This window comes from Pedobacter sp. MC2016-05 (assembly GCF_026239735.1).
Taxonomy (GTDB): domain Bacteria; phylum Bacteroidota; class Bacteroidia; order Sphingobacteriales; family Sphingobacteriaceae; genus Pedobacter.
Map to the genome: position 1 here is coordinate 119,305 of NZ_JAPIVT010000015.1, position 13,927 is coordinate 133,231.

Sequence of the window (13,927 nt, forward strand, 5' to 3'; positions counted from 1 at the left end):
TCTTAATCAAATTTATTATGATAATTTGTTCCAATCAGCATGGAATACGCCATCTTTATCTATACGTTCGAAGGTATGAGCTCCGAAGAAATCTCTTTGTGCCTGTATTAAGTTCGAAGGCATTCGGGCAGTGGTAATGGTATCGAAATAGGTTAGGGTTGAGGCAAAGGCTGGAATTCCGATACCGGCATTGATGCATGCGCAAATGCTCTTACGAGTACCTGCAAGTGTAGATTTAATAATCTCCTGAATACCGCTATCACCGAACAAGTGTTCCAACGAATTATTTTTCTCGTAAGCCTGATAAATATCTTCTAAAAATTTAGCCCGGATGATACAACCACCCCTCCAAATTTTTGCAATTTCCTGCAGTTGAAGATCGTATTGATATTCTTTAGAGGCTTGCACTAGCAGGTGCATCCCTTGTGCATAGGCGCTAATCATAGAAAAATAAAAGGCATTTTCTAAGTCATCAACAGTGACATCAATTTTGTTTTCTTTTTTACCAAAAGCATCCTCAAGTGAAACCCTTAATGCTTTAAATTTTGATAAATCGCGATTTGAAACTGCTTCATTGATGGTAGGTACCGGCAACTGAAGTTCCATTGAAACTTCTGAAGTCCATTTACCTGTTCCTTTTGAGCGGGCTTCATCTTTAATTTGATCCAATAGATCATTTTGTGTTTCTGTATCTTTAAACAAAAATATTTCTGCAGTAATTTCTAAAAGGAAAGACTGTAGTCTGCCTTCATTCCATTTCTTAAAAACATTGTAAATTCCTTTGTTAGAATAACCCATCCCGTTTTTAAGTACACCATAAATTTCTGCTATAAGTTCCATGATAGCGTACTCAATGCCGTTGTGTACCATTTTTACAAAGTGACCGGAAGCACCTGGACCAATGTAAGTAACACATGGATCGCTACCTACTTTAGCAGCAACTGCGTCAAAAACATCTTTAACCACGTTGTATGCTTGTTTGTCTCCTCCTGGCATCATACTTGGTCCAAACCTTGCACCCTCTTCGCCACCAGAAATCCCCATTCCAAAGAAATGTAAACCATCTTTTTCCAACTCGTCAACACGGCGGTTGGTATCGGTAAAATGCGAATTTCCACTATCGATAATGATGTCGCCTTTACTCAATAAAGGTTTAAGTTCATTAATAACGCTATCCACTATTGGGCCGGCTGGCACTAACAAAATCAGGGTTCTTGGCGTTTGTAAACTACTGATAAAGGCTTTGATATCGTTGTATCCCTTAAGATTGTGCTCTTTTCCTTCATCTTCAAGTTTTGAGATCATCTTCTGATCTTTATCGTAACCCGTAACGGAAAAACCTTTATCTGCCATGTTTAATAATAAGTTTCGGCCCATTGTGCCCAAACCTATCATTCCTAATTTGTAATTTTTAGAATCGTTATTTGACATTTCTTGCTCTTTTGCTTGTTACCCAAAATTAGGGTTTAGAAATTAATATTATTAATTGTGTTGTTATTTGATTGTAATAAAAAAACCAATTAGTGTATATTTTACACTTTTGGATTAACTGTAAATATATTGTATTTATCGGCCAATTTCCAAAGTTTGGCGCCGCCTTTAATTCCATCTCTATTGGTTACCAGTTTCATGTTTTCATCTAGCTTAATGTCTATTTGTTTCGAGTTGCCTCCGCCGATATAAAGAAAATCATAATTGAATACCGTTTTATAAGTTTCGATTACTTTTTTAAGGCGTTTGTTCCAACGTTCGGCACCTATCTTTTCAAAAGCTTTGTTCCCGATATAATCGTCGTAATCCTCTTCTTTGTTTAACGGAAAATGTGCAAGTTCCAAATGAGGTAATAGCTCGCCATCAAACAAAAGGGCGGTTCCAAAACCGGTTCCAACAGTGAACACAATTTCAAATCCTTTTCCGTCAACTACGCCCAAACCTTGTTGATCGGCATCATTTACTAGTCTTACTGGTTTATTAAGAGCATCTGCTACACGTTGGGCCAAATCGACATCAGCCCATTTGTTTTTTGCCAGATTAGGTGCAGTTTTTACAATCCCATTTTTTACATAACCTGGAAAACCAATTGAAACCCTATTGAAAGTATTAGGGATAGGCTTAATTAACGCTTCAATACCGGATACAATATCTTTTGGTGTTGCACCTTCGGGAGTTTTACTTTTTAAATATTCTGATAACATATTCCCATCCTCATCTAGCAATACTGTTTTAATACTTGTACCGCCTATATCGATAGATAAAATATTGGATTGATCGTTATTTGTCTTTGTTGCCATGTTGCAATTATTTATTTTGAAACTGATTGATGCAAATTAATAGAATCAAAAAACATAAAACGAATAGAAAGGTATTTAATTTAAAATAGTAAACTACTAAGTCTATATATTTAATAGAATATTATTATGTTTGTCGCGTTTAAAATTGAAACAGAACTTTCATAATATGGGCTTAAATTATCTTGCATTTGCAATTCCAGCGTTTTTTATTTTTGTATTTATTGAATATCAAATCGCTCAAAAGCAAAAAAGAGAGGAGGTTTTTAAATATGAAAGTACCGTAGCCAACTTAAGTATAGGTATAGCAGAGCGCCTATTAAATCTGTTTATTGCAGCTAGTTTTTATCAGGTTTACGATTGGGTATTTCGAAATTATGCATTGTTTGATATCTCTACGAAATGGTACGTTTGGATTTTACTATTGCTAGCCACCGATTTAGTTTGGTATTGGTACCATAGATTAGGCCACGAAATAAATTTCTTGTGGGCTGCACACATCGTTCATCACCAAAGTGAAGAATTCAACTTGTCTGCAGCAGCGAGAATTACCACTTTCCAGGCAATTTTTAGAAATATATTCTGGTGCATATTGCCCTTCATAGGGTTTCATCCTACTATGATCATTAGCATATTGTTGATACATGGGGCCTACTCATTTTTTACACATACGCAAATGGTAGGGAAACTGGGTTGGTTAGAAAACATTTTCATCACGCCGTCGCTTCATGGAGTGCATCATGCAAGTGATGAAAAGTATTTGGATAAAAATTATGGAGATGTTTTTGTTTTTTGGGATAAACTTTTTGGTACTTTTCAGCAGGAGGAGGAGGCCCCAAAATATGGCCTCACGCACCCATTAAAAAGTTATAGTTTTTTGTGGCAGCATTTTCATTATTATTTGGAGATAGGAGAGGCTTATAAACGAGCAAATGGTTTTAGGGCAAAATGGGATGCACTGTTTGGAAGTCCTGCATTAATGGACCAAAATATTAGGCCAATTCTAGAACAGAGATTTGAGCAAAATAAGATTAAGGAAAACACCAGGTTAAATTTTAGGCTTTATTTAAACATACAACTTATTTTGGTTGTAGCCATGCTTACGGGATTAACCCTATTTTTTAATGCCGTTGGTTCCTGGGAGAAAACTGCCATCTCGGCTTTTATTTTAATCACTTTAATTAATATTGGTGCACTGCTAGAGCAACGAAAATGGATTTACTATCTTGAATGCTTTCGTTTGATTCTAATTATGGCCTATTTGTTTTATAGCTTGCATATTTTCAGCCTAGTCATTTTGCCAATATCCGCACTTGTTATTCTTGAGAGAACAATTTCTTTAAGTAAAATTTACATTAAATATGTTTTTGCTACGCATAATAGTAAAATATAATGTTTCTTTATCTTTCATTTACGCTGATATGCAAATGTTACATTTTAGTTTTGTTTTGTTAAAAATGTTTAAATAACATTTCAGTAATCTTTGAATATTTATCCTGTAACCAAATTATTACGGGTTCGTTTTTTACTTTCCTATTATTTCCGGCGCCAATTTTTACTGTTAATATATTGCTTTAGGTCTTGCTATGATGATTTCTAGGAAGGTATGGAGAATTATCTTGTCTGATAATATTCTTTACTATAAAATTATCTATTTTAAAAAGATAATTATTTTCAGATATTCATAAATTGTTTTTAGTTTCGATTTGTTTTGTTAATTTTATTTATCGAAACCATTGATAAGATAAAAAAGAACAATTCGTAATTTTATGTGCGTTTATTCTGTTTTCTTAATCGTTGCTTAACATATCCTTAATCTCGAAGGACTTATTTTGCAGCTATTCCGAAAGCGTAACAAAACGAAGATTACTAATTAAAAGCTAATAACCGGATATAAATATGAATAAACTTTTTACTAAAACTAGTTCCATGTCTTGGCGTGGATCGAAAACTGTTGATGAAATCCCTAAGCATCTTCAGCATGATGAGCAGAAGTCTTTTTTAACCGTAGTAAGTCATCCCTTTTCATTTTATTTCACAATTTTACTTATCGGGCTATTTCTTTTGCCGACTGTTAGCCTGTTTGCGCAGCAGCCGGCACAACGCTTTGTAGTTAAAGGAAAAGTACTTGATGACGGAGATGGACAGCCTTTAGTGGGCACAACCATAAGCGATGGCGCTAGAAAGGTGTTGGGCGTAACAAACGATAATGGAGATTTTTCGGTTACGCTTCAGAGTGCCGGAACCATTTCATTCAACATGGTTGGATACACGGTTGCAAGCAGAAATATTACTGGGAATTTGACTGGGATAACCATCAGGTTAAAATCATCAAACAGCCAATTAAATGAAGTGGTAGTAACCGCTCTCGGCATCAAGCGAGAAGAAAAATCACTAGGTTATGCGGTTTCGAAATTGGATAGCACTGCATTCACCAATGCGGTATCGAGCAACTGGACAGATGCCTTATCTGGTAAAGTTGCTGGTTTAAATTTGGTTAGAAATAGCGGTCCCGCCGGATCAAATAAAATAATTTTGCGTGGTGAAAATAATTTAACCGGTGACAACGAAGCGTTGATTGTAATCGATGGCGTGGTGGCAAGTAGCTCGGCTAGGCGTACTGGTGGGACAGGCGGTGGGGTGTACGGTACGTCAGGAGATATCATGCCGGCCGATTTTGGTAGTGGTTTAAACGATTTGAGTCCCGATGATATCGAGAATGTAACTATCTTAAAAGGGCCTGCGGCATCGGCATTATATGGTCAACGTGGTGCAAATGGGGCAATTATTATTACGACCAAATCTGCAGGCCTAAACCGAAAGAAAGTTAATATTTCATTTACGTCAAATAGTGCATGGGAAGAAATAAACCGAAGTCCTGATAGACAAACACAATACGGGGCAGGTGTTGCCGGAAATTCATACTTTTCTTATTCTGCGAGTGCTGATGGTGCAAACACAAGTGCCACAAGTTCTACCTACGGGCCAGAGTTTGCTCCAGGTATGATGTTTTTTCAGTACGACCCTGCGACCAAAAATCAAGGCTTAACCAGAACTCCTTGGGTGGCTGCGCCCGATCCTGTCGATGCATTTTTCAAAACAGGATTTGAATCATCCAACTCGTTCAGTATAGATGGTACTTTTAAAAAAGTCGGTTTGCGTTTATCAGCAAGTCATGGAAATAATGAGTGGATTGTACCCAATACCGGCTTAGATAGAACAACAGTGGCGTTAAATGCGACAACCAACATCACTAAAAAGTTAAATATTAATGCAAAAGTACAATACAGTAATCGCAATAGTGATAATCTGCCTGCAACAGGATATGGTAATCAATCGTTAATGTATTGGTTTATGTTTGCGCAACCTAATGTGAATATAGATTGGTATAAAGACTACTGGGCACCAGGACAAATTTTTAGACAGTTTACGAACCTAACCACAACTTTTCCTGAAGGGCCTTATGCAATTTCAGAACAATATTTAAATGGGCAGAGACGCAATGGCTGGTTAGGAAATATTCAGGCTACCTATAAATTTACTGATGAGCTTAGTCTGATGTTAAGAGCATCTGGCGATTTAAATAATGATGTTCGCGAAACCCGCCGTCCTTGGGATGCTGCCGGGAATAAATTTGCACAGGGCTCGTTTCGTGTAGCCGACATCCGTTCGTATGAAATCAGTGCTGACTTTTTATTAAGATACAATAAGAAGATCTCTAAAGATTTTCAAGTGACCGCTAGTGTAGGCGGTAGCCAAATGAGAAACCAATACAATAAATTAGAGAGAAGAGCCGATGGACTAATTATTCCAAACATTTATGATTTAACAAACAATCAGAATCCAGTGGTATATGTTCCAGATACAGCGCAATTCAGACTGAACAGTTTTTATGCGCTAGCCTCTTTAAGCTTTAAGAATTATCTTTTCTTAGATATAACGGCCCGTCAAGATTGGAACAGTACTTTAGCTACAATCACCAGAACGGATAATGTTGGTTTTTTCTATCCGTCAGCAAGTTTGGCTTTTATTGCCTCGGATTATTGGAAGCTGCCTAAGCTGGTAAGCTTTGCCAAGTTAAGAGCTTCAATTGCACAAGTAGGTAGTGGAAGCACTGTTCCCTACAGAACCGCCTATAATTATTTGTATGCCAGTGACGGAATTTATCCGGATAGTGCGACGAACAATCCCCGTGTATTGCCAAATCCTGATTTAAAACCGCTTATCACGACGACGGTTGAAGTGGGTATGGAAGTAAAACTATTTAATAATAGATTAAATTTTGATTTTGCTGCATACAGCGGAAATACTAAAAACCAAATACTCAATAGAATTATCGACAAATCTACAGGTTACAACTTGCAGGTTATAAATATAGGTAGGGTAGATAATAAAGGTATAGAGTTGGCTATTAATGGAACACCATTGAAATCAAGAGTTTTTAAATGGGAAGTAAATGCAAATTTTTCGGCCAATAGAAATAAAATCAGAGAGTTAGCGGATAGTTCAGTTGTATTACGCACTGGTGCCCTAGGTGGTGGCCAGGTGGTAGCCAACGTTGGCGGAAGCATGGGAGATATGTACGGAAGAGGTTATTTAAGATCTCCAGACGGTCAAATCGTATTTAACCCCCAAACTGGTGTTGCGCTTGAGAATCCAAACTTATTGTATTTGGGTAATACGTTACCACAATTTAGATTTGGTTTTGGATCAAATATCTCTTACAAGAATTTAAGTTTGGGTGCCCTGTTCGATGCACAGTTAGGTGCAGTTGGGCATTCATTAACATTTTCTAGAATGGCATCATTGGGTAAGCATACTATCACTTTACCAGGAAGATACAACGGCGTTGTTGGCGACGGCGTTCTTTTAAATCCAGATGGTACTTATAGAAAAAATGATGTAGTGGCTACTGATATGAACGCTTATTACGAATCTCTCTATGGTAGTGGCCAAGCGGAGGGAAGCGTTTTTAGAACTGATTATTTGAAATTCAGGGAAGCCAATTTAACCTATAATTTCGGACAAAAAGTGCTTAAAGGTCTTGGTTTCACTAAACTAAGCTTAGGTGTTTATGGCCGTAACTTATTTATTTGGTCGCCTTGGCCTGCATTTGATCCAGAGTTTGGAACTTTAGCCGGATCAGATATTGTTCAGGGATTTGAAACTGGGCAGTTGCCTTCAACCCGTACTTTTGGTGCCCGTTTAGTTGTTGGACTTTAACTCTATTTATCATGAAAAATTATAAACTTAAAATAACATATACATTTTTGGCCATTATTGGTTTGGCGGTATCATCTTGTACAAAAGATTTTACGGAGGTAAATACCGATCCTATAGGCAAAAGTACAACAAGTGCAAACCAATTACTTGCGCCGGCGCTGGTAGGCGTATTAAATACCAATATGGTCAGAAACTGGAATTTCAATAACCAGTTAATGCAAGTTACCGTTGAGATTAATGATTCTGAAGGTAGGGTTTTTAGGTATGATGTACGCAGAACGCTTGCAGATTATACCTGGAACAATTGGTATCTGTATCTTACTGATTTAAAGGATATTTACAATATTGCGAGCAAACCAGAATCACTTAATAAATCTTATCAAGGCATATCACTGGTAGCACAAACCTGGGTATATCAATTACTCACTGATACTTATGGCGATATTCCTTTCAGCCAGGCGAATATGGGGAAAGAAGGTAATGTACAACCTGCATTTGATAGGCAAAAAGATATTTATACTGCGATGTTCGCTCAATTGGAGCAAGCAAATCAACTTTTAAAAGAAGGAACTCCTATTGTTGCTACCAGTGATCCTGTTTTTCAGGGAGATGTTTCTAAATGGAGGAGGTTCTGCAATTCTCTATATCTACGACTATTATTAAGAGTATCGGCCAAAAGCGAGGTTTCAACAAGTGTAATTGCGAAGATTAAACAAATTGTAGATACTAATCCGGCAGAATACCCGATTATGCAAGACAATACGCATACCGCCAAAATACTATGGAATGGAACCAATAGCAGCACAGCAGTTTATTCATCGCCGTTTATGGTAAATATACGCGCCGCCGACTTTAGAGGTATCCCTATTTGTGATTTCTTCTTAAGTAAATTAGTTAGTTGGGGTGATCCAAGAATGAATGGAAGTTTGGGAACAGGAAATGTTAATCGCTTTTGCATAGATCAAGCTCCAAATGGAGGTTTTGTAGGTGTTCCAAGTGGTTACGCACCTGGTTCTGGTGTTACTGTTTTATCACATTTTAATTCAGATGCTGATTCGAATAAACCGACATTACAAACCGATCGTTTTACAGGAATTATCATGAACACGGCGGAAGTTGATTTCATTTTAGCAGAAGCCGCTGCTAAAGGGTGGATTAGCGGGCCTACTGAAAAATATTACTATAAAGGAATGGTTGATGCCATTAACTATTGGCTGCCAAACTATATCAGTACCCCAACTGATAGTAGATTTATCGATTATATTACAGCTGCCGATTTGGAATGGGACCCAACATTGCCGCTAGATAATACAACTCTCGGCAATACGAGCCAACTGGAAATGATCCACATTCAAAAATACTACGCCTTGTTTTTGGTAGATATGCAACAGTGGTTTGAGTTTCGTAGAACTGGCCATCCAATTTTACCTAAAGGACCAGGTTTAGTAAATAACCAAAAAATGCCAGCCAGGTTAAATTATCCGTTGGTTACCCAATCTACAAACCCAACAAGCTACAATAATGCAATAGCCATACAGGGGCCTGATGATATTAATACGTTAATGTGGTGGCAAAAGCCATAATCATAAAAAATTCATTTGAAAATTATGAAAAAGATATTAAAAAATGCGCTGTATGCATTAGTTTGCATGGCCTTTATAATAAGTTGCAAAAGAGATTCCGATTACGTAATTTCTACTCCAAGTTCTTTTATTCCGAACTTCGATTTGCGGAAGATATATACGAATGCTGATGTAAGTTTAAACCTCGAAAATATGCGTGGAGCGAGTATGATTAAGGGGCAGGTAATCTCCGATCATTCCACTAGAAATTTACCTGCAGGTTTGCTAATTATTCAAAATACCAGAATTGTTGGAGGAGCAGATTCTTTAAGAGGAATAGCCATTAATATTGGTGCCGATGCGGCTAAATATGTTCCAGGAGATTCGGTTCACGTTAAAATTGATGGTGGTGTTTTAAAGCGTGTAAATGGCTCAATGCAAATTACCGGAAAATCGGGTGCAGATGTAACTAAAATCGCTTCAGGAAAAACATTGTTCAATACGCGTGGATTTGGAAACTTAATTACCACCTATCCTGATCGGTATGACTGTACGTTACTTACCATCTACAAATGTACGTTTAACCCTACTTTACCAAGTTCTGAAACGCTGTCAGGTGAAAAAACAATTAATGATGGTACCGCAGATTTGACACTAGCAACCGATCCAAGCGCAACATTTGCGAATGTGAAACCGCCTTATTCTGGCAATTATAGGGGCATTATCATTAATAAAATGGTTAATGATAAGATCGTTCCACAACATCGTTTGATCAATCCTAATGACATAAACCCTTTAAGTTCAACTGTAGATGCGCCCGAGTGTATCATTAGTGGTTTTATCAGCGATGTTAATGGAGGCGATGGTAATAATGAATATGTCCAACTTCGGGCAACTAAAGATATTAATTTTGCAGTTACACCTTTCTCGTTAGTTGTAAGTAATAATGCTGGTGCATCTGTTCCTACTGGCGTACCGGCACAAGGTTGGGCAACTGGGCAACAAAGAACTTACAAAATTAATCTTACATCTGGAACAGTTGTAAAAGGAGAATTCTTCTATGTTGGCGGTATTAATAAACTTATAAATGGTGCAAATTCAACTTCTATTGCATCCTCAAAATGGATAAGAGCTTTAGATTATAATAAGGTAAGCGATAGATTCAATTCATCGAGCACTGTAACAGGCAATGCAACCACGGGACTATTTGCAAACAGTGGAAACGCGTTTGGCATGGCATTGTTTAGAGGAATTGAAGTTACCCAAGCCACCGCACCTATTGATGTGCTATGGGTCCATAGTGGTGGAAGTTTGTATCAAATTGGCGCAGCGCCAAATTATGGTGCCGGTTATAGAATTGGAAACACTGATATTTACGATATCATCAACCCACAAACCTTAGTGCCGCAACCGTATTACAGAGCAGGAACGAATACTCAGTCTTTAACTTATGCATTACCTGCAGATGCAGGCTACTTTTATGTTTTGGGTGGTGCTTATGATACGAAATTGAATAAATGGGTAAAAGCACGTACACAAACCACAATTATTTTAAGCAAAACTTCTACTATAACTGAAATAGAAGGCGCAAATGCCACTGAGATTAGGTAGCTGATTTATATCATCTAAATGAAAGTCAAAATGTTAGGAAAAAATTTCTTTGAATTTTCTCCTAACATTTAAAAAAAAAAGCAACTTCAAATTCTAAACATCTCCCATTAAATTATCAATCACCAATACATATTCATCCTAAATGAACAGAAGATCGTTTATCCAAAAAACTGGATTACTTACCACAACTTTATTTGTAAGCTTAAAATCATACTCAGCTTTTTCTCTTCTAGATGTTGGTAATAAAATTAGCGGCCGGGTAACCGCTAAAGGAAAAGGTATTGCAAATGTGGTGGTATCAGATGGTTTTAATGTAATCCAAACTGATAAAAATGGCAAGTATACTATCGAAGTAAATCCTTTAGCAAGGTTTATTTGGATTAGCACACCATCAGGTTACGAGTTTACCACCGATAGCCATTTAGCAAAGTATTATGAACAGCTTAATGCCAAAACAGATTTAAATTTCGAGTTGAAGGCGATGAGACAAGATGATAATCGCCATAATTTTATCATTTGGGCCGATCCGCAGGTGAAGAATAAAAAAGATGTCGAGAAAATGATGACAACATCGGTTCCTGATACTAAAAAGGTAATTCAATCGATGGGAAATATTCCGATACACGGAATAACCGTTGGCGATATTGTTTGGGATAACCATGAATTATTTGTCGATTATAATCAAGCAGTGAAAGAAATGGGTATTCCATTTTTTCAATGTTTAGGTAACCATGATATGGATTACAGAATGGGTGGCGATGAGACTTCGGATAAGACATTTCAAGAGCATTACGGACCAACTTATTATTCTTTCAATCGCGGTAAAGCACACTATGTAGTAATGGATGATGTACGTTATCTAGGAGAAGAACGTAAATACGACGGCTATATCTCTCAAGCTCAACTAGATTGGTTGGCGAAAGATTTAAAGTTCGTAGATAAAGATGCGCTGGTTATCATCAATTTGCATATTCCAGTGCATAATTCGGTGAAAAACAATACAGATTTATATGCAGTTTTAAATGGATTTACCAATGTTCACATCATGTCTGGCCATACGCATTACATGCGTAATGTTATTACCGATGGAATTTTCGAACACAATCATGGTGCAGTTTGTGGTGCATGGTGGACTGGGCCAGTTTGTGAAGATGGAACACCAAGAGGTTACGGCGTTTACGAAGTAGATGGAAAAAATTTAAAGTGGTATTATAAATCAACAGGTTTAGATCGGAAAGAGCAGGTACATATTTATGTAGATGAATTGACCAATCAAAAAAGATTGATCGCCAATGTATGGAACTGGGATCCGAAATGGAAGGTGGAGTATTTTCTTGATGGAAAAGCGATGGGAGAGATGGAGAACCAAAAAGGTTATGATCCACAAACGGTAACTTTATACAAAGGTGCGACGCTACCTGCAGGCAGAACTTTTCCTGAACCTCATTCTACCGAACATTTATTTCTTGCTCATTTTCCACCAGCTGTAAAAGAAGTAAAGGTGGTAGCAACAGATCGCTTCGGCGAAAAATTCGAAGCTGAATTCAAAGCTTAAATCTAGAAGGCAGATAACTTATAGCATTCAAAATAATTAATATGAAGTTTAAAGTAGCAGTATCAGTTTTTTGCGGCGTAACATTATTTGCGTCAGTTGGATTTTCTCAGCAAGCTAAATTTCCAGCATTCAGCGCAGAAGCCCACCGGGGAGGTCGCGGCCTTTACCCTGAAAACACCATTACAGCCATGTTGCAAACCATGAAAATTGATGGAATAACCACTTTGGAGATGGATACGCACATTACTAAAGATGGCAAAGTGGTGGTCACGCATGACGATTATTTAAGTCCGGCATTTATGCTTACGCCTGAGGGAAAGGAGATTCCTGTTACAGATGCGAAAAAATATCCTGTTTTCGGAATGAATTATGATGAGCTACGAAAATTCGATCTTGGAACCAAATATTTTGATCAGTTTCCAAAGCAGCAAAAATCAAAGCAATATATTCCATTATTAAATAGTTTGATCGATTCTGTTCAAGCCAAAACCAAGAAAACTAAAAGCAAGCAATTTTTCTACAACATCGAAACAAAATGTAGTGAAAAAGGCGATGGAGTGACCAATCCAGAGCCTGAGGTTTTTGTTAAACTATTAATGGATGTTATTGAGAAAAAGAAAATCATGCCTTATGTTGTTATTCAATCCTTCGACAAACGAACTATTCAAATCATCAATCAGAAATATCCGAAGGTGAAGACTTCATTTCTGGTAGCCAATAAAAAAAGTTACGAAGAAAATATAGCTGATTTAGGTTATAAACCGTTTATCTTGAGTCCGGTTTGGCAGATGGTTAACGAAGAAATGGTTGCCAAGGCACATGCTGATGGCGTTAAAATTGTGCCATGGACAGCCAATACAGCAGAAGATATTAAAAAGTTGAAAGCCCTTAAAGTTGATGGAATTATTTCTGATTATCCAGATGTTTTAGTGCAGACAAAGTTGTAGCTTCAAGCCTTTAAAAATCATTCACTATGAGAAGAAACTATCTCACATTATTAGTTAGCGTTATTATAGCCGCTCTACAAGGATTTAATGTTGCCAATGCCCAAAGCGTCAAATGGGACAGTACTTATCGGCCGGGCAAATATGTAGAAATTGTAAACAGGTTTAAAGCAGATAGTAAATCAAAGAAAGATTTTGTTTTCTTAGGCAATAGCATTACAGCCGGTACCGATTGGGCAAAACTGTTAGATCTACCTCAAGCAAAAAACAGAGGTATTTCTGGTGACATTACCTTCGGTGTATTAGAGCGTCTGGAAGATGTTATAGATGGTAAACCAGCAAAAATCTTTATCCTAATCGGAATAAATGATATTTCAAGAAATATCCCAGATAGCGTGATTTTAAGGAATTATAAAACAATGATTTCGCGGATTAGAAAAGGATCGAAAAGAACTCAAATTTATTTTAATACGCTGCTACCTGTAAATAGCTCTTTTGCCAAGTTCAAAAATCATTATGGTAAGGATGAACAAATTCTATGGTTAAACGAGGAAATTAAAAAGCTTAGCGCTAAAAATGTAACGGTTATTGATTTGTATTCAAATTTTACGGATCAAGATAAACATTTACGTGCCGAGCTTACTAAAGATGGACTTCATTTGATACCAGAAGGTTATAAGGTATGGGCAGACTTTTTGAAAAGTACAGGCTACCTCAATTAATGAGATGTCGATTTTTAAAGGA

The 13,927-nt window shown here is 37.1% G+C and carries 9 protein-coding genes; 7 read left to right on the forward strand and 2 right to left on the reverse strand.

Annotated elements, in window-relative coordinates:
- Nucleotides 1-15 precede the first annotated feature (15 nt).
- Nucleotides 16-1,431: an NADP-dependent phosphogluconate dehydrogenase gene (gene gndA, locus OQZ33_RS17585; RefSeq protein WP_265800495.1), complete on the reverse strand. Its 1,416-nt coding sequence runs from the start codon at nt 1,429-1,431 to the stop codon at nt 16-18.
- A gap of 101 nt (nt 1,432-1,532) precedes the next feature.
- The gene (locus OQZ33_RS17590) at nt 1,533-2,291 is read right to left on the reverse strand and encodes an ROK family protein (RefSeq protein WP_265800497.1); all 759 of its coding nucleotides are present in this window, start codon (nt 2,289-2,291) and stop codon (nt 1,533-1,535) included.
- A gap of 145 nt (nt 2,292-2,436) precedes the next feature.
- Here OQZ33_RS17590 and OQZ33_RS17595 point away from each other — a divergent pair, with 145 nt between their 5' ends.
- The 7 genes from OQZ33_RS17595 to OQZ33_RS17625 all read left to right on the forward strand — a co-directional run bounded on the left by OQZ33_RS17595 (nt 2,437) and on the right by OQZ33_RS17625 (nt 13,905).
- Complete coding sequence (locus OQZ33_RS17595; RefSeq protein WP_265800498.1) at nt 2,437-3,681, forward strand: sterol desaturase family protein; 1,245 nt, start codon at nt 2,437-2,439, stop codon at nt 3,679-3,681.
- A 536-nt stretch (nt 3,682-4,217) separates the two neighbouring features.
- Entirely contained in the window at nt 4,218-7,511 is a 3,294-nt protein-coding gene (locus OQZ33_RS17600) for a SusC/RagA family TonB-linked outer membrane protein (protein WP_265800499.1), read from the forward strand.
- An 11-nt stretch (nt 7,512-7,522) separates the two neighbouring features.
- Nucleotides 7,523-9,094, forward strand: coding sequence for a SusD/RagB family nutrient-binding outer membrane lipoprotein (locus OQZ33_RS17605; protein WP_265800501.1), 1,572 nt, complete (start codon nt 7,523-7,525; stop codon nt 9,092-9,094).
- Nucleotides 9,095-9,118: 24 nt separating this feature from the next.
- Nucleotides 9,119-10,684, forward strand: a complete 1,566-nt coding sequence (locus tag OQZ33_RS17610; RefSeq protein ID WP_265800502.1) for a DUF5689 domain-containing protein — start codon at nt 9,119-9,121, stop codon at nt 10,682-10,684.
- Between the two features lie 142 nt (nt 10,685-10,826).
- Nucleotides 10,827-12,239: a calcineurin-like phosphoesterase family protein gene (locus tag OQZ33_RS17615; protein WP_265800504.1), complete on the forward strand. Its 1,413-nt coding sequence runs from the start codon at nt 10,827-10,829 to the stop codon at nt 12,237-12,239.
- A 41-nt stretch (nt 12,240-12,280) separates the two neighbouring features.
- Nucleotides 12,281-13,186, forward strand: coding sequence for a glycerophosphodiester phosphodiesterase family protein (locus OQZ33_RS17620; protein ID WP_265800506.1), 906 nt, complete (start codon nt 12,281-12,283; stop codon nt 13,184-13,186).
- A gap of 26 nt (nt 13,187-13,212) precedes the next feature.
- Nucleotides 13,213-13,905, forward strand: a complete 693-nt coding sequence (locus OQZ33_RS17625) for a GDSL-type esterase/lipase family protein (protein WP_265800508.1) — start codon at nt 13,213-13,215, stop codon at nt 13,903-13,905.
- Nucleotides 13,906-13,927: the final 22 nt, after the last annotated feature.

What these genes read in the sequence shown, in the direction of transcription:
- gndA (WP_265800495.1), bottom strand. Translation starts at nt 1,431, where the DNA reads ATGTCAAATAACGATTCTAAAAATTACAAATTAGGAATGATAGGTTTG.
- OQZ33_RS17590 (WP_265800497.1), bottom strand. Translation starts at nt 2,291, where the DNA reads ATGGCAACAAAGACAAATAACGATCAATCCAATATTTTATCTATCGAT.
- OQZ33_RS17600 (WP_265800499.1), top strand. Translation starts at nt 4,218, where the DNA reads ATGTCTTGGCGTGGATCGAAAACTGTTGATGAAATCCCTAAGCATCTT.
- OQZ33_RS17605 (WP_265800501.1), top strand. Translation starts at nt 7,523, where the DNA reads ATGAAAAATTATAAACTTAAAATAACATATACATTTTTGGCCATTATT.
- OQZ33_RS17610 (WP_265800502.1), top strand. Translation starts at nt 9,119, where the DNA reads ATGAAAAAGATATTAAAAAATGCGCTGTATGCATTAGTTTGCATGGCC.
- OQZ33_RS17615 (WP_265800504.1), top strand. Translation starts at nt 10,827, where the DNA reads ATGAACAGAAGATCGTTTATCCAAAAAACTGGATTACTTACCACAACT.
- OQZ33_RS17620 (WP_265800506.1), top strand. Translation starts at nt 12,281, where the DNA reads ATGAAGTTTAAAGTAGCAGTATCAGTTTTTTGCGGCGTAACATTATTT.
- OQZ33_RS17625 (WP_265800508.1), top strand. Translation starts at nt 13,213, where the DNA reads ATGAGAAGAAACTATCTCACATTATTAGTTAGCGTTATTATAGCCGCT.